The 25678-nt window shown below is 67.0% G+C and carries 20 protein-coding genes, 2 tRNA genes and 1 pseudogene; 13 read left to right on the top strand and 10 right to left on the bottom strand.

Annotated features, from left to right (window positions below; genetic code table 11):
- From A9W95_RS26570 to A9W95_RS22770, 6 genes and pseudogenes are all read right to left on the bottom strand, one after another.
- Positions 1 to 82: pseudogene (locus tag A9W95_RS26570) on the bottom strand (3-hydroxyacyl-ACP dehydratase); the annotation flags it as partial.
- Entirely contained in the window at positions 69 to 548 is a 480-nt protein-coding gene (gene hadA / locus A9W95_RS22790; RefSeq protein ID WP_067418169.1) for a (3R)-hydroxyacyl-ACP dehydratase subunit HadA, read from the bottom strand. The pseudogene A9W95_RS26570 and the gene hadA, both read right to left, overlap by 14 nt.
- A 47-nt stretch (positions 549 to 595) precedes the next feature.
- Positions 596 to 763, bottom strand: a complete 168-nt coding sequence (gene rpmG / locus A9W95_RS22785) for a 50S ribosomal protein L33 (protein WP_003898538.1) — start codon at positions 761 to 763, stop codon at positions 596 to 598.
- 43 nt (positions 764 to 806) lie between these two features.
- A tRNA-Met gene (locus A9W95_RS22780) sits at positions 807 to 880 on the bottom strand.
- Between the two features lie 29 nt (positions 881 to 909).
- Positions 910 to 982 (bottom strand) — tRNA-Thr (locus A9W95_RS22775).
- A gap of 132 nt (positions 983 to 1114) precedes the next feature.
- On the bottom strand, positions 1115 to 1330 hold the full coding sequence (locus A9W95_RS22770; protein WP_067418166.1) for a type II toxin-antitoxin system VapB family antitoxin: 216 nt from the start codon (positions 1328 to 1330) through the stop codon (positions 1115 to 1117).
- 111 nt (positions 1331 to 1441) lie between these two features.
- Between A9W95_RS22770 and A9W95_RS22765 the strand changes: the two genes are divergently transcribed.
- The 5 genes from A9W95_RS22765 to A9W95_RS22745 all read left to right on the top strand — a co-directional run bounded on the left by A9W95_RS22765 (position 1442) and on the right by A9W95_RS22745 (position 6653).
- Positions 1442 to 2158, top strand: a complete 717-nt coding sequence (locus tag A9W95_RS22765) for an MBL fold metallo-hydrolase (protein WP_067418163.1) — start codon at positions 1442 to 1444, stop codon at positions 2156 to 2158.
- A 93-nt stretch (positions 2159 to 2251) separates the two neighbouring features.
- On the top strand, positions 2252 to 3085 hold the full coding sequence (locus tag A9W95_RS22760; RefSeq protein WP_067418160.1) for a hypothetical protein: 834 nt from the start codon (positions 2252 to 2254) through the stop codon (positions 3083 to 3085).
- 27 nt (positions 3086 to 3112) lie between these two features.
- Complete coding sequence (locus A9W95_RS22755; protein ID WP_067418157.1) at positions 3113 to 3808, top strand: crotonase/enoyl-CoA hydratase family protein; 696 nt, start codon at positions 3113 to 3115, stop codon at positions 3806 to 3808.
- 44 nt (positions 3809 to 3852) lie between these two features.
- Entirely contained in the window at positions 3853 to 6177 is a 2325-nt protein-coding gene (locus A9W95_RS22750; RefSeq protein ID WP_172826691.1) for a molybdopterin oxidoreductase family protein, read from the top strand.
- A complete protein-coding gene (locus A9W95_RS22745; RefSeq protein WP_067418150.1) occupies positions 6174 to 6653 on the top strand; it encodes a hypothetical protein in 480 nt (159 codons plus the stop codon). Before A9W95_RS22750 ends, A9W95_RS22745 begins: the two co-directional genes overlap by 4 nt.
- A gap of 128 nt (positions 6654 to 6781) precedes the next feature.
- On the opposite strand, the gene A9W95_RS22740 is transcribed toward A9W95_RS22745, so the two are convergent.
- On the bottom strand, positions 6782 to 7297 hold the full coding sequence (locus tag A9W95_RS22740) for a nitroreductase family protein (protein ID WP_067418187.1): 516 nt from the start codon (positions 7295 to 7297) through the stop codon (positions 6782 to 6784).
- Positions 7298 to 7371: 74 nt separating this feature from the next.
- Between A9W95_RS22740 and recC the strand changes: the two genes are divergently transcribed.
- The 3 genes from recC to recD are packed head-to-tail and all read left to right on the top strand — an operon-like array spanning position 7372 to position 15709.
- On the top strand, positions 7372 to 10671 hold the full coding sequence (recC, locus tag A9W95_RS22735) for an exodeoxyribonuclease V subunit gamma (protein WP_067418148.1): 3300 nt from the start codon (positions 7372 to 7374) through the stop codon (positions 10669 to 10671).
- Positions 10671 to 13976, top strand: a complete 3306-nt coding sequence (gene recB / locus A9W95_RS22730) for an exodeoxyribonuclease V subunit beta (protein ID WP_067418145.1) — start codon at positions 10671 to 10673, stop codon at positions 13974 to 13976. Before recC ends, recB begins: the two co-directional genes overlap by 1 nt.
- Entirely contained in the window at positions 13973 to 15709 is a 1737-nt protein-coding gene (gene recD, locus A9W95_RS22725) for an exodeoxyribonuclease V subunit alpha (RefSeq protein ID WP_082983273.1), read from the top strand. The genes recB and recD overlap by 4 nt, the downstream gene beginning before the upstream one ends.
- Positions 15710 to 15720: 11 nt before the next feature.
- On the opposite strand, the gene A9W95_RS22720 is transcribed toward recD, so the two are convergent.
- A complete protein-coding gene (locus A9W95_RS22720) occupies positions 15721 to 16668 on the bottom strand; it encodes a class I SAM-dependent methyltransferase (protein WP_067418143.1) in 948 nt (315 codons plus the stop codon).
- A gap of 88 nt (positions 16669 to 16756) precedes the next feature.
- Positions 16757 to 17698, bottom strand: coding sequence for a class I SAM-dependent methyltransferase (locus A9W95_RS22715; RefSeq protein ID WP_067418140.1), 942 nt, complete (start codon positions 17696 to 17698; stop codon positions 16757 to 16759).
- Positions 17699 to 17853: 155 nt separating this feature from the next.
- On the opposite strand from A9W95_RS22715, the gene A9W95_RS22710 reads away from it, so the two are divergent.
- The 3 genes from A9W95_RS22710 (at position 17854) to A9W95_RS22700 (ending at position 21509) form a co-directional block, all read left to right on the top strand.
- Positions 17854 to 20229 carry a lysylphosphatidylglycerol synthase transmembrane domain-containing protein gene (locus A9W95_RS22710; RefSeq protein ID WP_067418137.1) on the top strand — a complete coding sequence of 792 codons (2376 nt, stop codon included), beginning with the start codon at positions 17854 to 17856 and terminating at the stop codon, positions 20227 to 20229.
- Between the two features lie 99 nt (positions 20230 to 20328).
- Entirely contained in the window at positions 20329 to 21018 is a 690-nt protein-coding gene (locus A9W95_RS22705) for an LpqN/LpqT family lipoprotein (RefSeq protein ID WP_067418134.1), read from the top strand.
- An 8-nt stretch (positions 21019 to 21026) separates the two neighbouring features.
- The gene (locus tag A9W95_RS22700) at positions 21027 to 21509 is read left to right on the top strand and encodes a hypothetical protein (RefSeq protein WP_067418132.1); all 483 of its coding nucleotides are present in this window, start codon (positions 21027 to 21029) and stop codon (positions 21507 to 21509) included.
- Positions 21510 to 21520: 11 nt separating this feature from the next.
- On the opposite strand, the gene A9W95_RS22695 is transcribed toward A9W95_RS22700, so the two are convergent.
- The gene (locus tag A9W95_RS22695; protein ID WP_067418130.1) at positions 21521 to 22273 is read right to left on the bottom strand and encodes a Mut7-C RNAse domain-containing protein; all 753 of its coding nucleotides are present in this window, start codon (positions 22271 to 22273) and stop codon (positions 21521 to 21523) included.
- A 238-nt stretch (positions 22274 to 22511) separates the two neighbouring features.
- Here A9W95_RS22695 and A9W95_RS22690 point away from each other — a divergent pair, with 238 nt between their 5' ends.
- Positions 22512 to 24686, top strand: coding sequence for an FUSC family protein (locus tag A9W95_RS22690; RefSeq protein WP_067418182.1), 2175 nt, complete (start codon positions 22512 to 22514; stop codon positions 24684 to 24686).
- 41 nt (positions 24687 to 24727) lie between these two features.
- Positions 24728 to 25639: a DMT family transporter gene (locus A9W95_RS22685; protein ID WP_067418127.1), complete on the top strand. Its 912-nt coding sequence runs from the start codon at positions 24728 to 24730 to the stop codon at positions 25637 to 25639.
- The last annotated feature ends 39 nt before the right edge of the window (positions 25640 to 25678 follow it).

Raw genomic sequence — 25678 nt, 5'->3', positions numbered from 1 at the left:
CCAAATCTCCCCGGGTCAGCGGATAGGTCCGCTCCGGAAGCTGGTCGCCAACCTTCACCGAATTGAATTCACGCAGCGCCACTAGAAAATCCTTCTTCCCCATCCTCGCCGGCACGCCCCGCGAGGGTTGTGTAGGTCTCCTGCACGGTTTCACCGTTTTCGTTCGTGATGATGTTCTTGGTCACGATGATCTGCGTGCCGTGCGCCTGACGTATCGAGTCCACGAAGACATCACAATAAAGCTTGTCACCAGCGACGATCGGCTGCGTGAATCTCAGCACCTGGTCGACTTGAACAATCTGCTGATCGGTGACCGAGATGTTCGCGTGCTTGAAGAAAGCCGACTGAGCCTTATAACCGAACACGCAGATGAAACACAACGGCGCCAGCAGTCCGGAATAGCCGATCTCGGCGGCCGCCTTCTCCTCGAAGAAATAGCCTTCGTCGTTTTGGACGGCTACCGCATATTCGCGGATCTTCTCCCGCTCTACCTCATAGTGGTCGGGATACCGGTAATGCATCCCGACGATATCTTCGGTCAACGGCACGGCTCTAAAACCTACCTAGTCCATCTCAGCAACCACCACAGGGGCGGTTACCGCGTTTCGCGGTGTGCTTGGTGCTTACCGCAGTTTGGGCAGAACTTCTTCAGCTCCAGGCGGTCCGGGTCGTTGCGGCGGTTCTTCTTGGTGATGTAATTGCGGTGCTTGCACACTTCGCAGGCCAATGTGATCTTCGGCCGCACGTCGGTACTGGAAGCCATGTCCGTTCTCTCTCAAATCTGTCAAACGTCGCGTGTTGTGTTGTAGCGATGGCCGGACTCGAACCGGCGACCTAACGATTATGAGTCGTTCGCTCTAACCGACTGAGCTACATCGCCTCTGGTGCGCGCCTGCTCGGCGTCCGCCGAGCCCCCTAACGGAATCGAACCGTTGACCTTTTCCTTACCATGGAAACGCTCTACCGACTGAGCTAAGGGGGCCGTTCACCCGTAGCGACCAGTCGTGCGGGTGCGCTTTCAAGGGCCGTAAAGAGGGTACAGCCTGGCGCGCGGCGTCACCAAACCACGTGCGCGCGTTGCTGGAGAAAAGTTGTCAGACCAGCCAGTGCCCGATCACCGAGCGTCGCCGCCCGTGCGCGGGACCCAGGCGTTGAGGTCACTGAACTCGTCGTATTCCTCTTCGTCCGACAGGTGCTGTGGATCCTCGGTCTGGTCCAGCAGCGCCTTCAGAGCAAGATGGACAGCCTCACGGGTGTCAGCCAAATGGAATCGACGGATGACCTCATCGACCAGGTCGGTGTCAATCTCGAATTCGACCCTCTTCCTCATGCGCCAACAATACCCATTGCGAACGCACCAAATCGCTGGCGCCGACCGGTATTGCGCGGTCACCGACGGGGTCCGCAGCAAACACCACCGCACGAGTCATAGGCTGGTCGGGTGTCAGATTCGGACCGGCTGTACTTTCGCCAACTGCTTTCCGGTCGTGATTTCGCCGCCGGAGACATGATCGCGGCGCAGATGCGCAACTTTGCCTACCTCATCGGCGATCGGCAGACCGGAGACTGTGTTGTGGTCGACCCGGCCTACGCGGCCGGTGACCTGGTCGATGCACTGGAAGCCGACGGCATGCGCCTGTCCGGAGTGCTGGTCACCCACCATCACCCCGATCACGTCGGCGGCTCCATGATGGGCTTCGAACTCAAGGGCCTGGCCGAGTTGCTGGAGCGGGTCACCGTGCCGGTTCACGTGAACACCCATGAGGCGCAATGGGTTTCACGCATCACCGGGATTCCGTTGGGTGACCTGACCACGCATGAGCACGGTGACAAGGTGAGCATCGGCGACGTCGAGATCGAGTTGCTGCACACTCCAGGTCACACGCCGGGCAGCCAGTGCTTCCTGCTAGACGGCCGCCTGGTCGCCGGGGACACGCTGTTTCTGGAAGGCTGCGGGCGCACCGACTTCCCGGGCGGCGACTCCGACGAGATGTTCCGCAGCCTGCAGCAGCTGGCGCGGCTTCGCGGTAATCCGACGGTTTTCCCTGGTCATTGGTATTCGGCCGACCCCAGCGCGTCGCTTTCGGAGGTCAAGCGGTCCAACTATGTCTATCGGGCGGCCGACCTCAATCAGTGGCGCATGATGATGGGCGGTTAGCGAAACTGTCAGGATTTTGCCGGGAAACGCCTCTACGATCAGTTCGGCAAAGTTTTGGGTCCGACGTAAGCAGCCAAGCGGAGGGTGGGGTCCATGGGGTGGTTGCAGGACACCTGGCATGGGGTCACCAATGCTGACCCGGGGACGTGGCTGGCGTGGGCGGCTTGGGGGGCGCTCGCGCTCGGTGTCGTCGCGCTGATCTTCACCCACCGCCAACTGCAGCGCAACCGAGCCGAAGCCGCCGAGCAGACCCGCCCGCACGTGGCCATGCTGATGGAACCCCATGCCGCGGACTGGCATGTGATCGAAGTGGTGGTCCGCAACTTCGGCAAGACCGCGGCCTACAACATCTCCTTCTCCTTCGATAACCCCCCGACCGTCGCCGAGTACGAGAACGCGTCCGACGGCTACGCGAACGTGGTGCCGTTGCAGCTGCCGCGGGAGTTGCCGACGCTGGCGCCCGGGCAGGAGTGGCGGGTGGTGTGGGATTCGGCGCTGGACCGCGCCGAGATCGGGTTGGGGATCGAGTCGCGCTTCGAGGGGACGCTCACCTACTACGACCGCCCCGACAAGCCCCGCGGATGGCGATTCTGGCGACGCCGTCGGCGACCGCTGGAGACCAGCGTGGTGCTCGACTGGGACACCCTGCCGCCGGTGCAGCGCATCGAGTTGATGACCACGCACGACCTGGCCAAGCGGGAAAAGCAGAAGCTGGAGCTGTTGCGTTGCCTGCTCACCTACTTCCACTACGCCAGTAAGGAAACGCGCCCGGACGTGTTCCGCAGTGAGATCGAGCGGATGGAACGCGCCGTTCTGGAGACACAGGACAGGTGGCGGACCCGCCAGCTCGACGAGCCCACCGACGTCCGGCTGCGCTGGGGCAACAGCGAAAGCGAACTCGGTCGGCATCGCAGTCAACGCGTTTGATTCAATCGGGCGACGAATGGAGTGAACATGAGCGGCCCGGTCACCTACACCCACGACGACTCCATCGCGGTCATCAGGATGGACGACGGCAAGGTCAACGCGCTGGGCCCCACCATGCAGCAGGCCATCAACGAAGCGATCGACAACGCCGACCGTGACAACGTCAAGGCGCTGGTACTCACCGGCAACGAGCGCGTGTTCAGCGGCGGCTTCGACCTGAAGATTCTCACCTCCGGCGAGGTGCAGCCGGCCATCGACATGTTGCGCGGCGGCTTCGAACTGGCCTACCGGCTGCTGTCCTACCCCAAGCCGGTTGTGATGGCCTGCACCGGCCACGCAATCGCCATGGGCGCATTCCTGCTGTCTTCCGGTGATCATCGAATTGCCGCCCACGCCTACAACATTCAGGCGAACGAAGTGGCGATCGGCATGACCATCCCGTACGCGGCACTGGAGATCATGAAGTTGCGCCTGACGCGCTCGGCCTACCAGCAAGCCGCCGGCCTGGCGAAGACGTTCTTCGGTGAAACAGCGCTGGCGGCCGGCTTCATCGACGAGATCGCGCTGCCCGAGGTGGTGGTCAGCCGCGCCGAAGAAGCCGCTCGCGAGTTCGCCAATCTCAACCAGCAAGCCCACGCGGCCACCAAGCTGCGCGCCCGCGCGGAATCCCTGAAGGCGATCCGCGCGGGCATCGACGGCATCGAGGCGGAGTTCGCCCGGTAACCGGCTGTTTTCGGGCCAGGTGCGGCGGGTAAGCCCCGGACATGGTGGGGCTCGATCGGATCGCCGACCCGTGGGGCGCGCGGACTCCCTACGGCGCCGGACGGCCCTGGCCGCAGCGCATCGACATGCAGTTGGCCGACGGTGTCACTGCCGAGTCGGTGGACCGCTGGGTGCAGTCGGCGGCAGTGTTGCACTCCAACGGCGACGGCCTGGACATCGCGGTGAAGGACGGACGGATCGTCGGCGTGCGCGGCCGGGCAATCGACCGGGTGAACCACGGCCGGCTCGACCCCAAAGACCTGTTCGGCTGGCAGGCCAACGGATCTCGCGATCGGCTCACCACGCCGCTGATCCGTCGCGACGGGCAATTGCAACCCTGCGATTGGGACACCGCCATGGAGCGGATTGTGGCGCGCAGTCGCGAGTTGCTCGACCAGCACGGCCCCAGCGCGATCGGTTTCTACACCTCCGGGCAGCTGTTCCTCGAGGAGTACTACACCCAGGGTGTCATCGCCCACGGCGCCATCGGCACCAACCACGTTGACGGCAACACCCGGCTGTGCACGGCCACTGCGGCCGAAGCACTGAAGGAGTCGTTCGGCTGCGACGGTCAGCCTGGCTCCTACACCGACGTCGACCACGCCGATGTCATTGCGCTGTATGGGCATAACGTCGCCGAGACGCAGACGGTGTTGTGGGCGCGGATGCTCGACCGACTGGCCGGCCCGACGCCGCCCGCCATCGTCTGCGTCGACCCCCGCACCACACCGGTCGCCCGGCACGCCACGGTTCATCTAGCGCCCCTGCCGGGCACCAACGTGGCGTTGATGAACGGGTTGCTGCACGAGATCATCGCGCGGGGCTGGGTCGACGATGACTACGTCCAGGCCAACACTGTGGGATTCGACGAGTTGCGCCGCCGGATAGCGCAATTCCCACCGGAGCTCGCCGCCGAGATCTGCCGAGTCGACGCCGACGACATCCGGCGCGCGGCAGAGCTGCTGGGGACGGCGAAGCGGTTGCTGTCCACGGTGTTGCAGGGCTTCTACCAATCGCATCAAGCCACCGCGGCAGCGGTGCAGGTCAACAACATCCACCTGCTGCGCGGCATGCTCGGCAAACCGGGCTGCGGCCTGCTGCAGATGAACGGTCAACCGACGGCAGAGAACACCCGCGAGTGCGGAGCCGACGGGGATCTGGCCGCGTTCCGCAACTGGGCCAACGACACCCACATCGAAGAACTCGCCGCCGTGTGGAACATTGAGCCGCAGCAGATCCCGCACTACGCGCCGCCCACCCACGCGATGCAGATGTTCCGCTTCGCCGAAGAGGGGTCGCTGAAGATGTTGTGGGTCACCGCGACCAACCCGGCCGTGTCGTTGCCCGAGCTGTCCCGGATCCGCGACATCCTGGCCCAGGAACGGCTCTTTCTTGTGGTCGAAGACATCTTCATGACCGAGACGGCCGAACTCGCCGACGTGGTGCTGCCGGCGGCCGCATGGGGCGAGAAGACGGGCACCTTCACCAACGCCGATCGCACTGTGCACCTGTCCGAAAAAGCCGTCGAGCCACCGGGTTCGGCCCGCAGTGACCTGGAGATCTTCCTGGACTACGCCAGACGCATGGACTTCCGGGACAAAGACGGTGCGCCACTGCCGGCCTGGACCGATCCCGAGTCGGCTTTCGAGGCGTGGAAGAGATGCAGCGCGGGCCGGCCATGTGACTACACCGGACTCAGCTACGCAAAGCTGCGCGGTCACAGCGGCATCCAATGGCCCTGTAACTCAGAACATCCCGGCGGTACCGAGCGGCTGTACGCCGACGGCAAATTCTGGGCCGACCCGGACTATTGCGAGGCCTACGGCAAAGATCTCATCACCGGTGCGCCGCTGGAGCCCACCGAGTACCGCGCGATGAACCCGTGCGGTCGAGCCATCATCAAAGCCGCCGAATACGTTGCGCCGCACGAGAAACCGTCGGACCGTTTTCCCTTCGCGTTGATCACCGGCCGTACCGTCTACCACTTCCACACCCGCACCAAGACTGCCCGGGCCCCCGAACTGCAAGCCGCCGCTCCGGAGGTGTGGGTGGAGGTGTCGCGGCGCGACGCCGAACGGCTCGGGCTGACAGACGGTGACCTCGTCGAGGTGAGCACCCCGCGCGGCAGCGTCTGTGGCCCGGCACGGGTGGGCGACATCCGCGAAGGAGTGTTGTTCGTGCCGTTCCACTACGGGTACTGGGACGCCGATGCAGACCAGCTACGGCATCGGGCGGGCAACGAATTGACGTTGACCGATTGGGATCCGGTATCCAAGCAACCGATCTACAAGACCGCGGCGGCGCAACTGCGACCAGTGGGGCCGGCATGAAGATCACATTGGCGATCCGCGAACTGCATCGTTGTGAACGCAAACTCGCCCACGAACTCATTGTGATGGCCGCCCGCCATCACAGCGACCAAGACATCCATTACCTGGCCCTGGATTTGGCCGGCTGGTCGGTCAACCACGTCGAAGAGCTGGCTCGCCATGGCCGCCACTACGGGCTGCGACTGTCCGGCCGGGCACGGACCCGCACGCTGACCGGTGCTGTGCAAACCCGGGTCAGCGCACTGTTGCGCCACCGACCCGAACCGGCGCTGCTGCTGCTCGCCGACCTGCGGCGAATACACCGGGTTGCCGCCGGGGCATCGCTGGACTGGGAGTTGCTGGGCCAGGCCGCGCAGGCGGCCAAAGACGAGGAGCTGCTGAGCTTGACCTCGCGCTGCCATCCCCAGACGCTGCGTCAGATGCGCTGGGCGAACGCCATGCTCAAGGAACTCGCACCGCAGGCTTTGACCAGTTGACCTGGCGGGCGCCGCTGCCTGCGCACCGGCGCCCGCCGTCGCCTCCTCCGCAGCAAGCAGTTTTCCATGTTGACGCCGGTCCGACACGTGAAACGGCAATGATGGTCGTATCTTGCCGCCCACCTCGGTCACCACCGGCCGCGGTGCACGACCTCGTCGAATGGGCGCCGATTCGGCTTGCGGATCGGCGCTAACGGGCGATCGGCCGGATATCCGATACCGAGCAAGTACGCGACCAGGTAGCCGTCGGGCACACCCAGAATCGCGCGGGCCTTGTCCTGATCACCCACCGACGAATGCCCAGTCCCGATCCCCAAGTCGGTCGCCGCGAGCATCATCGCCATCGTCGCCTGCCCGACGTCGTACTGGTCGATGATCTTGCGGCGCTCGTCTGGGGGCACCGGCAGCACGAACGCAATTGCGGCGGCTGCCGCGGCGATGTGCCCGGCTCCCATCCACACCGTCGAGAGTTCCTGCAATTGGGCGCGATCGGTGACGATGACGAAGTCCCAGGGCTGCCGGTTCTTCGCCGACGGCGCCCGCCAGCCCGCTTCGGCGATTCGATTCAGGTCCTCGTCGGCGACCGCCTGCGTCGTGTACTGGCGGACGTTGCGCCGTGCGCGGATAGCGTCCCAGGTTTCCACCGCACCCTCCCTCGTCGCGTTGACTTTTCCCATGCTGCCACCGCCGTCGGTGGGGCGGTCTAGGGTGGCGGCCGATGGCGCTTCATCTCCACCGTGCCGAACGCACCGATCTGCTTGCCGACGGGCTCGGTGCCCTGCTGGCCGATCCATTGCCCGACCCGTTCGCCCAGGAGCTGGTGCTGGTCGCCGCCCGAGGTGTGGAACGGTGGCTCAGTCAGCGGCTCTCACATGTGCTCGGCTGCGGGTCCAGCGCGGGCGACGGCGTCTGCGCGGGTGTGTCGTTCCGTAACCCGGCCTCGTTGATCGCCGAGATCACCGGCACCACGGACGACGACCCGTGGTCGCCGGAGGCGATGACGTGGCCGCTGCTGCAGGTCATCGACGGCTGCTTAGACGAGCCGTGGTGCCGTACGTTGGCAAAACATCTGGGCCACTTCGAGATTGGAGCCGAGGCCGACTTGCGCCGAGGACGCCGGTATGCCGTGGCCCGGCGCCTGGCCGGACTGTTCGCCTCCTACGCTCGGCAGCGCCCCCAGCTGCTGGCCGATTGGCTGGCCGGTGAGCCGGGTGAGTTGAACCCGGACCTGACCTGGCAACCCGAATTGTGGCGCGCGCTGGTCGCCGCCGTGGGCACCGATCCCCCGCATGTGCGCCACCAAAACACTCTGGCCCGGCTGCACGCGGGTCCGGCCGAGCTGCCGTCGCGGCTGTCGCTGTTCGGTCACACCCGGCTGTCGGTCACCGACATCGAGTTGCTGGGCGCCCTGGCCACCCACCATGACTTGCACCTGTGGCTGCCGCACCCCAGCGACGTCTTGTGGCGGGCCCTGGCCAGGTCGCGGGCCGGCGTGCGCGGAGTGGTGCCGCGCGCACAAGACACCAGCCACCGCGAGGTCAACCACCCGCTGCTGGCGACGCTGGGCCGAGACCTGCGCGAGTTGCAGCGCGCTCTGCCCGGTGATCCCGCGACGGACGAGGCGCTCGGCAGCGCCGACCGGCCGGACACCCTGCTGGGCTGGTTGCAGGCCGACCTGGCTGCCAACGCGGTCCGGCACGCGGGTCGCATCCTGGCCGCCGATGACCGCTCGGTCCAGGTGCACAGCTGTCACGGCCCGGCCCGTCAAATCGACGTGTTGCGCGAGGTGCTGCTCGGCCTGCTGGCCGACGACCCGACGCTACAGCCGCGCGACATCCTGGTGATGTGCCCCGACATCGAGACGTATGCCCCGCTGATAGTGGCGGATTTCGGTCTCGGCGATGTGGTGCACGGGGTGCATCCCGCTCATCAGCTTCGGGTGCGACTCGCCGACCGCTCACTGCTGCAGACCAATCCGCTGCTCGGTGTGGCATCGCAACTTCTGGCATTGGCCGGCGGCCGGGCCACCGCGAGCGAGGTGCTCAACCTCGCCCAGGCGGCGCCGGTGCGCGCCCGGTTCGGCTTCGACGACGACGACTTAGAAGACATCACCCGCTGGGTCCGGCAGGCGAACATCCGGTGGGGGTTCGACCAGAAGCATCGGCAACCGTTCGGGGTCGACTTCGTCCACAACACCTGGCAATTCGGCATCGACCGGGTGTTGGCGGGTGTCGCGATGTCCGAAACGTCGCAGGCCTGGATAGATTCCACCCTCCCGCTCGACGACGTCGGCAGTAACCGGGTCGAGTTGGCCGGGCAACTCGCCGAATACATCGATCGGTTGCGCTGTGTGGTCGGCGAGCTCACCGGGACACGACCGCTGCACGAGTGGTTGACCGCGCTGGGCGACGGCATCGCCTTACTGACCCGCATCGACGATAACGACGCCTGGCAGAGCGATCAGATGCAACGCGAGTTCGCCGACGTGGTCCGCACCGCCGGTGCGCGCGCGCAGACCCTGCTGCGACTACCCGACGTCTGCGCGTTGCTGCAGCGCCACCTCGCGGGTCGGCCCACGCGCGCGAACTTCCGCACCGGCACCTTGACCGTCTGCACGATGGTGCCGATGCGTTCGGTGCCGCATCGGGTGGTGTGCCTGGTCGGCCTGGACGACGGCGTCTTCCCGCGCGTCGGGGTCCTCGACGGTGACGACGTGCTGGCCCGGCAGCCGTTGACCGGCGAGCGCGACATCCGTTCTGAGGACCGGCAATTGCTGCTCGATGCCATCGGCGCGGCCACCGACACCCTGGTGATCACCTACACCGGCGCCAACGAGTACTCCGGGCAGCGGCGCCCGCCCGCGGTGCCACTGGCCGAACTCTTGGACACCCTGGACATGACAACCTCCGAACCGGTGCGATCGCGCGTTTTGGTCGAGCACCCGTTGCAGCCGTTCGACGTCCGCAACGTCGAACGCGGCAGGCTGATACCCGAGGTGCCGTTCAGCTTCGACCCGAAAGTGCTGCGGGCGGCACGCACGGCCGCCGGGCAGCGCGCCGAGCAGCCGAAGTTCGTCTGCGGTCCGCTGCCGCCGCCACCACCCGACGACGTGGTGCTGGCCGACCTGCTCGCCTTCTTCAAGGACCCGGTCAAGGGCTTCTTCCGGGCGCTCGACTACACGCTGCCCTGGGATGTCGACGGAGTCGCCGACGCAATGCCGGTCGACATCAATGCGCTCGAGGAGTGGACGGTCGGTGATCGCATGCTGGGTGACATCCTGGGCGGGATGGCGCCCGATGACGCCCGGCAAGCAGAGTGGCGGCGCGGTACGTTGCCACCAGGTCACCTCGGCTGGCGCAAGGTCACCGAAATTCGTGATCAGGCAGCGCTGTTGGCGACCGCGGCGCGCCGGCACCGGTGCGGCGACGCGACCGCGTACGACGTCGACATCGATCTGGGTCCCCGGCGGCTGACCGGCACGGTGCCGCAGGTGTTCGGTGATCGTCTGGTGTCGGTGACCTATTCCAAACTCGACGGCAAACATCTGCTCGAGTCGTGGATTCCGTTGCTGGCCTTGCATGCTCATGCCCCAGAACGGGACTGGTCGGCCACCGCAATCGGCCGACCCAAGAGGGGCACCACCCCAAGGGAGCGCTGCCTGGGCCCGCCGCCACAGGCGGCGGCCGACCTGCTTGCGGATTTAGTGGCGATCTACGACGCCGGACGCCGCGAACCAATCCCGTTGCCGGTCAAGACTTCCTACGCCTGGGCCGAGGCTCGCCACTGCGGCGACGACCCGGAGAAAGCGGCGCAGTACCGGTGGAGATCCAGCGACCGCTACCCCGGGGAAGACGATGCGCCCGCCCACGTGCGGGCGTGGGGCAGAGGTGCGCGGCTGACCGACCTGATGCAACCGGTGCGGCCGGGCGAGCAGTATGGCGGCGAAAGCAATCGGCTGGGCGCCTTCGCCGCGCGGCTGTGGCTGCCGATGTTGCGTGCCGAGCGGAATCCCGGCTGATGCGACCAGTCGAGCAGGTATTCGATTTGCTGGGTCCACTGCCCGCCGAACGCACCACCACGGTGCTGGAGGCTAGTGCCGGCACCGGCAAGACGTTCGCATTGGCCGGGTTGGTCACCCGATACCTCGCCGAGGGCCGGGCCAGGCTCGACGAAATGCTGCTCATCACCTTCGGCCGGGCCGCCAGTCAAGAGCTTCGGGAGCGGGTTCGCAGCCAAATGGTCGAAGCGGTGCGCGCTTTCGACGACCCGTCGGCCGTCGGTGACAACCAACTGGTCGCGCACCTGATCGACGGCACGACTGCCGAGCGGGACACACGCCGGCAACGGTTGCGCGACGCGCTGGCCGGTTTCGACGCCGCGACCATCGCGACCACACATCAGTTCTGCCAGCTGGTGCTGAAATCACTGGGTGTGGCCGGTGACACCGACTCCGGTGTCACGCTGATCGAGGATCTCGACGAGCTGGTCACCGAAATCGTCGACGACCTCTACCTTTCGCATTTCGGCCGGGACCGTGAGGACCCGGTGCTCAGTTACCGCGACGCGGCACGGATCGCGCGCACGGTGGTGGCCAACCCGTCGACGCAACTGCGCCCATCCGACCCGGAACCCGGATCCCGCGCGGCGGTCTGCATCGGATTCGCCGAAAACGTTGTCGCCGAACTCGAGACGCGCAAACGGCGCCGGGGCATTCTGGGCTACGACGACCTGCTCATCCGGTTGGCCGACGCGTTGGACAGCGAGGACTCGCCGGCCCGGACGCGGATGCATCGGCGCTGGCCCATCGTGATGGTCGACGAGTTCCAAGACACCGATCCTGTGCAATGGCAGGTGATCGACCGCGCGTTCAGCGGCCGATCCACGGTGGTGCTCATCGGTGACCCGAAGCAGGCTATCTATGCGTTCCGCGGTGGGGACATCGTCACCTACCTGCGTGCCGCCGAGACGGCCGGTGACAAGCGGACATTGGCCACCAACTGGCGCACCGACAGCGCTCTGGTCGACCGCCTTCAGGCGGTGTTGCGGGGTGCACAGCTCGGCGATCCGGCGATCGTGGTCCGCGATGTCAACGCCTACCATCGCGGGCACCGCCTGTCAGGCGCGCCGCACAACGACCCATTCCGGCTGCGGGTGGTGCGCCGAGCCACGTTCGGGCGCAAGGCGACACAGAACCTGGCGATCGATGATCTGCGGGAGCACATCGGGGCGGACCTCGCCGCCGACATCGGTCACCTCCTGGCCAGCGGCGCCACCTTCGACGGTAAACCGCTGCAAGCCCGCGACATTGCGATCATCGTGGAAAAGCACAAGGACGCCCGCGCCTGCCACCGGGCATTGACCGACGCAGGCATTCACGCCGTGTATACCGGCGACTCCGATGTGTTCGGATCAGAGGCCGCCGACGACTGGCTGTCCCTGCTGGAAGCCTTCGACCAGCCGCACCGCCCCGGGGTGGTACGCGCCGCCGCGGCGACGATGTTCTTCGGCAAGACTGCCAAAGACCTTGCCGCCGGCGGTGATGCGTTGACCGACCGCATCGCCGAGACATTGCGGGAATGGGCGGGCTATGCCCGTGAGCGGGGGGTGGCGGCCATCTTCGAGGCTGCCCAGTTGAGCGGTATGAGCGACCGCGTGCTGTCCTGGCAGGACGGCGAACGACACATGACCGACCTGGCCCACGTGACGCAGCTGCTGCAGGAGACCGCGCATCGGGAGCGGTACACCTTGCCGGCCCTGCGGGACTGGCTGCGCACCCAGCGCACCGAACGCGGTGGCGCCACCGAACGTAACCGGCGGATGGACAGTGACGCCGCGGCCGTTCAGATCATGACGGTGTGGGTGAGCAAAGGGCTGCAATACCCGGTGGTGTACCTGCCGTTCGCGTTTCACCGCACGGTCCAGGAACGTGATCTGGTGTTGTTTCACGATCAAGGGAAACGCTGCCTGCACATCGGCGGCAAGGACAGCCCCGACTTCGCCGCCGTCGAGAGACTGGGTGCGCAAGAAGCCGCCAACGACGACAGCCGCTTGACGTATGTGGCGATGACCCGCGCCCAAGCGCAGGTGGTGGCCTGGTGGTCACCGGCCTATTACGAACCCAACGGCGGTCTTTCGCGGCTGTTGCGAGGTCGCCGGCCCGGCGACTCGGTCGTACCCGACCGCTGCGTACCCGCCAAAATCACCGATGACGATGCTTGGGCTCGATTCCAGGAATGGCAAGCCGCCGGCGGACCGGTCGTGGAAGAGTCGCTGATCGAGGCGGCTGCCCCAGCGCTCCACCCCGAAGCGCCAAAGGATTTGGGGACTCGGCATTTTCACCGCAGTATCGACACCGACTGGCGACGCACGTCCTACTCCGGCCTGATCCGGGTCGCGGAGACCACCGGTGTCACCAGTGAACCGGAGATCACCGAACTCGACGACGAAGTCGCTGACATTGCATTGACCGAGGCGGCGTCCGGATCGGGGGTGCCCTCTCCGATGGCCGAGCTGCCGTCGGGCGCCAAGTTCGGGTCGCTGGTGCACGCGGTGCTGGAGACGACCGACCCGTTCGCTGCCGATCTCGCCGCCGAGCTGGAGACGCAGATCCGGCGGCACTCAGTGTGGTGGCCGGTGGACGTGCCGACCACCGACCTGGCCGCCGCGATGCTGCCGCTGCACGACACCCCGCTGGGTCCGTTGGCCGAGGGCCTGACGCTGCGCCAGATCGGGCTGCGAGACCGGTTGCGGGAGCTGGACTTCGAGTTTCCCTTGGCGGGTGGGGATGTGCGCGGTGACGCCCCCGACATTCGACTGGCCGACGTCGGGGTGCTGCTGCGGTCGCATCTGCCGCCCGGTGATCCGCTGGCGGCCTATGCCGACCGGTTGACCGGCGACACCCTGGGAGGCCAGTCGCTGCGCGGCTATCTCACCGGTTCGGTCGACGCGGTGTTGCGCACCGCCGATGGGCAGCGCTACCTGGTGGTCGACTACAAGACCAACTGGCTGGGTGACCGCGACCGTCCATTGACCGCCGCCGACTACACCCGGCCGCGCCTGGCCGAGGCGATGCTGCACTCGGATTACCCGTTGCAGGCGCTACTATACAGCGTTGTGCTGCACCGATTTCTGCGTTGGCGGCAGCCGGACTACGATCCGGCGCGCCACCTCGGTGGTGTCCTGTACTTGTTCCTGCGCGGCATGTGCGGACCGCAGACTCCGATCGTCGACGGCCATCCGTGCGGGGTGTTCAGCTGGGCGCCGCCGACTGCCCTGGTCACCGCGGTGTCCGATCTTCTCGATGCGGGCCGGGCGGCGGCGTGAGCATCGAAGTCATCGACCCCGCCGACTGGCGGCAAGCCCATAGCGCGACCGGAATCTTGCGGACCTTCGCCGAAGCCGGTGTGCTCGAGTCGGCGGAGGTGCATGTCGCACAACGGCTCGGCGCCATGGCCGCCGAGTCCGAGCCGGCGGTGCTGCTCGCGGTCGCGTTGGTGGTGCGGGCGCTGCGGGCCGGCTCGGTCTGTATCGATCTGCGGTCGGTCGACCAGCAGGTGGGCGTCGAGGGGTTGCCGTGGCCGGCACCGGAAGACTGGTTGGCGGCGGTGCGGGCCAGTCCGCTGGCGGGGTCGCCGCCGGTGCTGCGGCTGTACGCCGACAGTCTGCTGTACCTGGACCGGTATTGGCGGGAGGAGCAGCAAGTCGCAGACGACCTCGTCGCCCTGCTTCCCTCTCGTTCTATCGGCGACCCTGCCCTTGTCGACCGGTTGTTCCCACACCCTTACGAGGAGCAACGCGCGGCCGCGAAAATCGCGTTGGCGCAGGGACTGACGGTGCTCACCGGCGGGCCCGGAACCGGCAAGACCACCACGGTGGCCCGACTGCTGGCGCTGTTCGCCCACGAGGCGCAGCGCGCCGGCAAACCCCCGATACGCATCGCGTTGGCGGCACCGACCGGCAAGGCGGCCGCGAGGTTGCACGAGGCGGTGCAATTGGAGATAGAGAACCTCGATGTGGTTGACCGGCAACGTGTTTCGGGGCTGCGCGCCACCACTTTGCACCGGTTGTTGGGCAGCCGGCCGGACACGTCGTCGCGGTTTCGTCATCATCGCGGCAACCGGTTGCCGCACGACGTGATCGTGGTCGACGAGACGTCGATGGTGTCCCTGACGATGATGGCCCGACTGCTCGAGGCGGTGCGCCCGCAGACCCGACTGCTGCTGGTCGGTGATCCCGACCAATTGACCTCGGTGGAGGCCGGCGCGGTGTTGGCCGACCTGGTCGACGGCCTCGGGGCGCGCGGGGATACCCGCATCGCCGCGCTGCGGACCTCGCACCGGTTCGGCGCGTCGATCGGCGAGTTGGCCTCGTCGATCCGCGGTGGCGATGCCGACCGGGTCATCGACGTGCTGCGCACCGCTGACGACCATATCGAGTGGATCGAAACCGACGACCCGACCGATCAGTTACGCAACGTGCTTGTGCCACACGCCCTTCGCCTTCGGCAGGCGGCCGTACTCGGAGACGCGTCGGCGGCGCTGGCGACGCTCGACGAGCACCGCCTGCTGTGTGCGCACCGCCGTGGACCATACGGGATACAGCACTGGAACCGCCAGGCGGAGCGCTGGCTGAGCGAGACGACGGGTGAGCCGATCTGGTCGTCGTGGTATGCCGGGCGCCCGATCCTGGTTACCGCCAACGACTATGGACTCGGTGTGTACAACGGCGACACCGGGGTCACCGTCGTGGCTGACGGCGGCCTGCGGGCCGTCATCGCCGGCGCGGACGAACAACACTCGTTCGCGACGAGCCGACTGTCCGACGTGGAGACCGTGCACGCCATGACCATCCACAAGAGTCAGGGCAGTCAGGCCGACGACGTGACGGTGTTACTGCCGTCGGCGGAGTCGCGCTTGCTGACTCGCGAGCTGTTCTACACGGCGGTGACCCGGGCAAAGCGAAAGGTCCGAGTCGTCGGGCCGGAGGTCGATGTGCGAGCGGCGATGGCGCACCGGGCAATTCGGGCCACCGGGCTGCGACGGCGACTGCAGCCGTAGCGCCGTCGGCGCTAGGCCCTCGCCCGCTGCGCGGACACAAACAGATTGCCCGGCAGTTGGTCTTCGACCTCCTTGGCGGCCGCTCGACCGTAGCCGGCCATCAACTCGTCGGTCGGGGTCACCGTCACGTCCCAGCCATGCCGTCGGAACCAGTCGCCGACGTCTTCGCGGTCCTCGAAATACCACAGCTCGTCGATGCGTGGCACCTCCCGCTGCGGGTCCACCCGGGCCATGATCTCGCGGACGCGGTCCATCCGCGCCCGCCGCTTCGCGCGGGCCTGCGCGTCGTGGAACTTCGGGCCCAGCGCCTCGACGGCGACCCGGCTGCCGTCGGCGGTGAGTTCCTGAACACGCTCGAACAACAAATCCTGAGCCGCCGCAGGCAGATAGGGCATCAGCCCCTCGGCCGACCAGACGCTGGGCGCCGACGGGTCAAACCCGGCCTGCCGCAACGCAGTTGGCCAGTCCTGGCGCAAATCCACCGCGACCGGCACGCGCCGGCTGGCCGGCTGGAAGCCGTGCGAGCCCAACGTCTCGGCCTTGAAGTCCAGGACTCGGGTTTGGTCGAGCTCGTAGACCGTGACGCCGTCCGGCCAGGGCAGCCGCCAGGAGCGCGCGTCCAGACCGGCCGCCAGGATCACCGCCTGCTTGATGCCGCTGCGGGTGGCTTCGAGGAAGAAGTGGTCGAAGAATTTGGTCCGCGACGCCATGTAGCTGACCATTGCCTGCATCTGCAAGGGCAGCGTCGGCTCGGCTTCGATCACTTCGGGCGGCAACTGCGGCGCGGAATGCCAGTTCCACACCCCGTCACCCACCGCGTCGAGGAACACCTGGGCGAACGGATCGCTGATCAGTGGGTGATCACTGCGGGTTTCTGCCGCGCGCGCCGAGGCAACTCCCAGCGCGGTTGCCCCCACACTCTCGGTGATCTCCCAGCTGTCGTTGTCGGTCCGCACCATGTCACGTCCTCCCGTCGATCGTCCGCACCGAACATACGTGAGCTGCTTGTGAAGAGCCTGGCAGTCGCGGGCCCTCGGTTATCGCGCGCTAGGCCCGCACCGCGGCGACGAACTGCGAACGCGGCGAGGTGTCTTCGACCCCGTCGGGGACACCGCGGCCGTAAGTCGCCATCAGCGTTGCCGAGGGCGTCGTCGTCACCTCCCAGTCGTGGCGGCGCAACCAATCACCCACGTCTTCGCGTTCTTCGAAGTACCACAGTTCCTCGGTGCGCGGCACCTCGCGCTCCGGTTCTGCCTTGGCCATCAAGGCACGCATCCGTTCCATCCGCTCGCGCTGCTGGGCGCGTACGTCGGGATCCATCCAATCGGATCCGGGGGCTTCGACGGCGATTCTGCTGCCCGGTGCGCTGAGCCCTTGGATGCGTTCGAACAGCAACTCGTGGGCGGCCGCCGGCAGGTAGGGCAGCAGCCCTTCGACCGACCAGGCGCTCGGCCGGGCCGGATCGAACCCGGACTGCCGCAGAGCGGCCGGCCAGTCGTGGCGCAAATCCACCGGCACAGCGACTCGTTGACAAATTGGCTCGTGTCCCCGCTCGGCCAGCGTCGAGGACTTGAAGTCCAGCACTCTGGGCTGGTCGAGCTCGAACACCGTCGTGCCGTCCGGCCAGGGCAGCCGCCACGCCCGCGAGTCGAGTCCGGCGGCCAGGATCACCCCTTGGGTGACCCCGGCTCGTGCGGCGTCGAGGAAGAAGGTGTCGAAGAAGGCCGTCCGCGAGGCCATGTAGCCGACCATCGCTTGCATCTGCACCGGCAGGTCTGGCTCCGCTTCGAGCAGTTCCTGCGGCAGCTGCGGTGCGGCGAACCAGTTCCACACTCCGTCGCCGGCGGCATCCAGGAAGATCCGGGCGAACGGGTCGCGGATCAGTGGGTCGTCGCTCTCGGTTTCCGCGGCGCGGGCCGCCGCCACCCCGAGTGCCGTCGCCCCCACACTCTCGGTTATTTCCCAGCTGTCGTTTTCGGTCCGCGCCACGCTCCTGACCTCCCTGCTCGCCGACACACCAAGTGCCGACCATACGTGAGCCCGATATGAGCGGGTTCGGTGCCGACACGCGGGTAAGTTGTCGGTGAGCCGTCGACACAGCGGCGCGGAATTAGATCCGAAGGACCTCGGAGGATCTCTGCAATATGCAAGTTGACGGGCGCGAAATCGCCGTTGCCGGTAGCTTGCTGCAACCGCTGACCCGGCGCACCAACGACATGATCCGGCTGGCGTTGGCCGCCGCGCTCCTGGTCGCCGTCATCACCAGTTCGGTGATCACCCGCCCGCAGTGGGTGGCACTGGAGAAGTCGGTGTCGGAGATCGTCGGGGTGTTGTCGCCCGGCCAAGCCGACATCGTCTATCTGGCCTATGGCCTGGCGATTCTGGCGTTGCCGTTCATGATTTTGATCGGGTTGATCGTCTCTCGGCAGTGGAAGCTGCTCGGCGCGTACGGCGCCGCCGCGGTCCTGGCCGCGCTGCCGTTGTCGATCAGCAGCAACCGCATCGCGGCGCCGCGGTGGCATTTCGATCTGAACGAGAAGTTGACCACACTGCCGGCGCAATTCCTCGACGACCCGCGTTGGATCGCGATGCTGGCCGCTGTGTTGACCGTGTCCGGACCGTGGCTTCCCGCCCGCTGGCGCCGCTGGTGGTGGGGGTTGCTGCTGGCGTTCGTTCCGATCCACCTCGTGGTCAGCGCCATAGTTCCGGCCCGCTCGTTGGTGGGCTTGGCGGTCGGCTGGTTCGTCGGCGCCTTCGTGGTGTTGGTGGTGGGGACGCCCGCCCTCGAGGTGCCGCTGGAGGCGGCGGTGCGGGCGATGGCCAAGCGCGGTTTTCTGGTCTCCATGCTCACCGTGGTGCGGCCGGGCGGCCCAGGGCCGCTGGTCATCTCCGCGACATCGACCGACCCCGACGTTCGGGCGGCCGTCGAGTTGTACGGGCCACACCAACGCAGCGGTGGCGCGCTGCGCCAACTGTGGTGGAAGCTGCGACTGCGGGGCCCAGAAACCGCGCCGATCCAGGCCTCCATGCGCCGGGCCGTCGAGCATCGCGCCCTGATGGCCATTGCCGTCGGCGAAGCAGGTGTCGCCAACACCTCGGCCATCGCCGTCGCCACCCTCGACCGCGGCTGGACCCTGTACGCGCACAACCCGGTTCAAGGCGACCCGCTCGACGAGTGCGCCGAGCAGACGCCGGTGACCCGCGCGTGGGAATCCTTGCGGATCCTCAACGATCACCAGATCTCGCACGGTGATCTGCGCTGCAACGAGATCACCGTGCGCGACGGCACTGTGCTCTTCGGTGGATTCGGCGAAGCCGAATACGGCGCTACTGAGGCCCAACTGCAATCCGATATCGCCCAACTTCTGGTCACCACCTCGGCGCTGTATGACGCGGAGTCTGCGGTCGCCGCCGCGATCAAGGTGTTCGGCAAGGACACCGTTCTGACGGCAAGTCGGCGGTTGACGAAAACCGCTGTGCCCAAACGGATCCGACGGTCGGTGGCCAATGCCGGTGGCGTCATCTCCGCTGCCCGGGCCGAGGTGAAACGCCAAACCGGCGCCGATCAGATCAAGGCGGCCAACGTCACCCGGTTCAGCCGCAGCCAGTTCATCCAACTGGTGCTGATCGGCGCGTTGGTCTACGTCGCCTACCCGTTCATCAGCACGGTGCCGACGTTCGTCAATCAACTCAAGACCGCGGACTGGTGGTGGGCGCTGCTGGGTCTGGCGGTGTCAGCGCTGACCTATGTCGGTGCGGCGGCGGCGTTGTGGGCGTGCGCCGACGGGCTGGTCAGCTTTTGGCGGTTGTCAATTGTTCAAGTCGCCAACACGTTTGCCGCGACCACCACCCCGGCCGGAGTGGGCGGGCTGGCGCTGAGCACAAGGTTCCTGCAGAAGGCGGGTCTGCCGGCGCTGCGCGCCACCGCAGCCGTGGCGTTGCAGCAATCGGTGCAGGTGATCGTCCACGTCACGCTGCTGATCCTGTTCAGTGCGGTGGCCGGAACCTCGGCCGACTTGTCCCACTTCGTGCCGAATTCCACGGTGCTCTACCTGATCGCCGGCACCACGCTGGGCATCGTCGGAACCTTCCTCTTGGTCCCCAACTTGCGGCGTTGGCTGGCCACGGAGTTGCGCCCGAAACTCGACGAGGTCACCACCGACCTCACCGCGTTAGCCCGCGAACCGCGGCGGCTGGCGCTGATCGTATTGGGCGCTGCAGGAACAACTCTCGGCGCGGCTCTGGCGCTGTGGGCCAGTGTCGAGGCGTTCGGCGGTGGCACGACGTTCGTGACGGTCACCGTGGTCACCATGGTGGGCGGAACGCTGGCCTCCGCGGCCCCCACCCCGGGTGGCGTGGGAGCCGTCGAGGCGGCGCTGATCGGTGGGCTGGCGGCCTTCGGAGTGCCGGCGGCGGTCGGCGTGCCCTCGGTGTTGCTCTACCGCGTGCTGACTTGCTGGCTGCCGGTGTTCGTCGGGTGGCCGGTGATGCGCTGGCTCACCCAGAACGAGCTGGTCTGAGCGCGCTGGTTTGCCGCTGGCAAATCAGCGTTGTTGCACTAGTGTCAGTGCCGACGTCGCGGCGCGGGTCCGGGGCCCAGAAGTTCGGGAGTTGAGTAGATGAAGGACCTCACGGCGGCGGTCGCCGCCGCAGCGCTGAGCGTGACGCTGGTTGCCTGCGGATCCGACACCAAGAGCGACACGAAACCTGCTCCGTCGAGCAGCACGTCGACCTCCGCCTCGGCGTCCGCGACCACCGCCCCGCCGACCAGCGCCACCCCAGGTGCGAAGGCCAACTACACCATCGCCGACTACATCCGGGACAACCACATCCAGGAGACCCCGGTCCATCACGGCGACCCCGGTTCGCCGACCATCAACCTGCCGGTACCGACCGGATGGAACCTCGTTCCCGAGGGGTCCGGCGCGCCCTATGGCGGCATCGTCTACGGCCAACCCGCCGACCCCAACGATCCACCGACTATCGTCGCGATCGTTTCCAAGCTCACCGGTGACGTCGACCCAGCGAAGATCATCCAGTTTGCTCCCGGCGAGTTGAAGAACCTGCCCGGCTACGACGGCCCCGGCGATGGAAGCGCCTCCACCTTGTCGGGCTTTCAGGCCTGGCAGCTCGGCGGGTCCTACAACAAGAACGGCAAGCAGCGGACCGTCGCGCAGAAGACGGTCGTCATCACCAGTCCCAACGGCTTGTTCGTGCTGCAACTCGACGCCGACGCGCTCGACAACGAAGGCCCCACATTGATGGATGCCACCAACATCATCGATGACCAAACCACCATCACGCCCTAGGAAATTCGATGACAGAGCAGTCCTACGCCGTCGATGTCGGCCACCCGCCCTCAGCCCTCCTTCGGGTGGTCAACCCTGTCCTGGGCACCCTGCTGCGCACGCCGTTGGCGGGTCCGCTGCGTCAGCAGTTGATGGTGTTGCACTTCACCGGCCGAAAGTCGGGACGCCACTTCTCGATTCCGGTGAGCGCTCACGTGATCGACGGCGATCTCTATGCCTTGGCCGGCGCCGGTTGGAAGGCGAACTTTCGCGGCGGCGCTCCCGTCGAGGTGGTGTACGGCGGCAGAACCACCCCCATGCGTGGTGAGCTGATCGCCGACCGTACCCGCCTGCCCGAGCTGTACCTGCGGTGCGCGCAGTCGTATGGCCCCAAGCGCGCCCAGCGGATGATGGGATTGAAGTTCCGCGAAGAGCGCATACCGACTCAAGAAGAATTCGCCGAGGTGATCGAGCGGCTCAAACTCGCAGCGGTTCGCTTCACCCCGGCCTAGGCGCGCCGCGGTTACCGGTCAAGCTGGGCGCGCAGCCGTTCCACCACACCCACCATGCGCACGTAATGCGAACCGGGCCAATAGATTTGCCCGCACCCATCGCAGCGGCTGAACTGCTGGTAGTAGCGGCGAGTCAACGGTTGCAGCCGGTCACTCACCTCCGCCTTGGCTACGGCGACCAAGGTCCCGTTACACCGTAGGCACCGAGTGAAGGGCGCCAAACGATGCCGCAGGTCGAGTCGCCGGATGACTTCCAGGGTCTGCTCCTCAGCGTGCCGGGAGTGCACGTACAACCCGTGCGTGATGCACCCGCGCTTCAACAAAGCGCGGTCGCGAGTGAGCAAGATGCGCCGCTGACCCCGGCTGAGGTCGGCCAGCATCGGATCATCGGCGGCACCGCTCCACCACACGTCGAAACCGAGCACACGCAGTAGCCGCGCCAGCCGGCCCAGGTTGACGTCGGCGACGAAGCGCGGGTCGCGCAGCGGACGAGGCCGCAGGCGGGCCGTCGACCCGATGTCGAGCGCTTCGAACATGGGGTAAGCGGTGATGCGGTCACCAGATGCCGGGCGGTGGTCAAACCCGACGGGGTCACCGTTGACCAGGATCAGGTCTACTTCGGTATGGGGAATGCCCATCGCCTCCAGCACATCCTTGACCGTGTGATGGCTGCGGAAGGGGCGGCGCACCGCGACTCCCCGAGCACCCGCCTCGAGGAAGTCGTTCAGCTCGGCATACGCCCTGACCTCCACATAGCCGACCACTTCTCCCGGTTTCCCGCTTCATCGCCGGAGCGAACCCAGCCCTTCCCACCGGGTGGATTGGCCGTTACCGGCAGGCGGCGTCACCATGGATAGGCGGACTAAACACAAGAGAGGCGGTTACCCGGTGCTCGGTCGGTACGGCGTCGCTGGGCGCGACCTTCCGGCCACCGCACCCGAAGCCGGGGACACCGACGCGCCGTCGTCGCTGGTCACCGCGAGTCAGCGGGCGCGGATCTGGCTGGTCGGCTCCGATCCGGGGCTTCTCCGGTTGCGCATGGCGACCCGGACGACGGCCGCGCTGGCCTGTTCGCTGCTGGCGTTGTTCGTGTTGACGCGGGCCACCGGGCAGCCGCTGACCGTCGCCTTGCTCGGCGTCGTCATCACCATGATCGCCGCGCGGTCGGTCAACGAGCCCGACCCGCGCCAGCAACGGATCACCATGGCGCTGCTGCCGCTGCCGGCCAGCTTCTGCATCGCGGCCGCCGCGCTGCTGGCACCGCATCAGATCGCCGCCGACACGATGTTCGTGCTCATCGTGTTCGTCGCTGTCTACATCCGCCGCTTCGGTCCGCGCGGCCGGGCCCTGGGCATGGTCGCGTTTATGGCCTACTTCTTCACGTTGTATCTGCGGGCCGCTCCCTCGGAGTTGCCGTGGATGGTGGGCGCCGTGCTGGTCGGCACGTTGTGCACCTACGTCATGAGCACCTACGTGCTGCCGGATCGACCAGAACGCGTGCTGCGGGCAACCATTCGGTCGTTACGGGCCCGGATGGCAATCGTGGTGGACACCACCGCGGACGGGCTGCGAGCCGGACCGCTCGACGAACGGCGCCGCCGCCGCATGCGGGCGCGCATCGCCCGTCTGAACGAAACCGCGTTGATGGTGCAGAGCCAGATCGAGGACAAGTTCAATCCCGCGACATTGTGGCCGGGTGTGGCCGGGGACCACCTGTCGCCGTGGCTGTTCGACGCGGAACTGGCCGTTGAATGGGTCGCGATCGCCGGCCAGCGGACCGCCGCCCTGGGAGCGGAGATACCGCCGGCGATTCGGGCCGAACTTGCCCAGACGCTCAGCCAGTTGGCCCTGGCGATCCGGGTGCCGCAATCCGGCGGGCTGCAACGCACCGCCGACCGCGCCCAGCGGCTGCTCGAAACCCAGCCGCGGCCGTCGACGGACGACGAAGCCGGCCAAGCCGCCGTGCGTCGCGTCGCCCTGGCGATCATTGCCGCGGCGAAAGCCACCGCAGAAGCTCGCGCGCTGGTCGAACACGCCGCCGCCGAGCGGGCCGAGCAGAGCTCGACCGCCCCGACCCCCGAGCACGACGAGCCCGATACCGAAACGCCGGCCGAACCGTCGCGGCGCGTCCTGCTGCCCACCACTCGGCAGGCGATCCAGGTTTCGGTCGCCGCATCGCTGGCCATCATCACCGGCGAGCTGACCTCTCCGGCGCGTTGGTATTGGGCGGTGATCGCGGCTTTTGTGATCTTCGCCGGCACCAATTCCTGGGGCGAAACCCTGACCAAGGGCTGGCAACGGCTGCTGGGCACGGTGCTCGGGGTGCCCTGCGGTGTGCTGGTCGCCACTTTGTTCTCCGGCGACAAAGTCGGATCGCTCGCAATGATTTTCGTGTGCCTGTTTTGCGCCTTCTACTTCATGCAGGTCACCTACAGCATGATGACGTTCTGGATCACCACCATGCTGGCGCTGATGTACGGGCTGCTCGGTCAATTCACCTTCGGTGTGCTGATGCTGCGCATCGAAGAGACCGCGATCGGCGCTGTCATCGGCGTGGCGTGCGCGATCTTGGTGCTGCCTACCAACAGCCGCACCGTCATCCGCAAGGACACCCGCGCTTTTTTGACCACGCTGGCCGCGCTGATCGAGACGTCCATCGCGGCGATGTTCGATGACGACGACGCCGCGAGCCCCACCGAGCAGGCTCGGCAACTCGACCGGGATCTGCAGCAGTTCCGGACGACCGCCAAGCCGCTGCTGGCCGGCGTCGCCGGGATCACCGCCCGTCGCAGCATTCAGCGTGGCCTGCAATTGTTCACCGCCTGTGACCACTACGGGCGCCACCTGGCCCGCAGCAGCGAGCAGTACGAAGATCCGCAGTGCTCCCCCGAGCTGTCCGACGCCGTCACCGCCGCCGCGGAGCGCACGCGGCATAACGTCATAGCGCTGATCGCAGCCGTGGACGGCGATCGGACGGTGCGGCTCGAGTCCACGGCCGACTTACTGGACGCCGCAGAGGCTTTGGCGCGTCAGCAAGACGAGGAGTGCGAGCCGAGCGAGAACACCCGACGCATGTTGACCGCCCTGCACGCGCTGCGGCGCATCGAACGCGCCGTCGTCGCCGCCGCGGCTCAATTGGGCGTCGACACCGGACTCCCCGCCGCCAGCCACGGCTAGGCTGCAAGTTCGCGACGCCACGAAAGGGGTATGCCCGGACAATGGGGTGGGTCTTCTCGCATGCGGTGGCTATCGGCTCGGCGCTGCTGGCCGCGTTGGCCGCCGCGTTGGGCATAGTCGTTCGGCAGGCCGCTCTGCAGCGCCCCGGCGCTGACGAGTCGGCGGGCGCGGTAGTCACCGATGTCCTTCGCGACGGCTTGTGGTGGGCGGGCACGGCCGCGGCCACCGCCGGGTACGTGTTCCAGGCGATCGCGTTGGCACACGGGTCGCTGCTGCTGGTTCAACCGTTGTTGGTGTCCGCGCTGTTGTTCGTGTTGCCGCTCAGCGCGCGGCGCACCGGTGATCGCGTCACCGGTTCCGAGTGGGCGTGGGCGACGATTCTGACCGCCGCGTTGGCGGTCTTTGTCCTGGTGGGACAGCCACGTGAGGGAAACTATCGGTCTCCGGTGCCCTCGTGGACGCTGGCGCTCAGCGGTGCGGTGCCGATCGTGGTGGCGTGCGTGGTGATCGCGCGTCGCACCGCGGATCGAGTGCGCGCGGCGTCGTTGGGCGTCGCGGTGGCCGTCGGACTCGGCATGATCGCGGTGCTGACCAAAACCTGTACGCATCGGTTCTCGGTCGGTAGCTGGCACGCGCTGCTCACCGTTCCCGCCCCGTACCTGCTCATCGTGCTCGCGGTTGCGGTCATCGTCTTGCAGCAATGGGCTTTCCGGGCGGGGTCGCTGCAGGCGTCGGTACCGATCATGCTGGTCGGCGAGCCGGTCGTGGCGGTGCTGCTCGGCATGGTCGTGCTGGGTGAGCATCTGGTCGTGAGCGGCGTCGGCCTGGTAGCGCTACCGGTGGCGGTCGCGGCGATGGTAGCGGCCACCATCGCGCTCGGCCGCGACGAAGGCGCCCAGACCGAGAGGGCGGCGACGCTATCGGGCGTGTACCCGCTGACGCACGCGGACTGATTCGCCGCGATCGTAGATCGCCGCACCGGCAAACCTCGA

The sequence above is a fragment of the Mycobacterium sp. 1423905.2 genome (assembly GCF_001673155.1).
Classification (GTDB): domain Bacteria; phylum Actinomycetota; class Actinomycetes; order Mycobacteriales; family Mycobacteriaceae; genus Mycobacterium.
The sequence above is the reverse complement of the archived record's forward strand: the minus strand, read 5'-3'. Positions and strand labels throughout refer to the sequence as shown.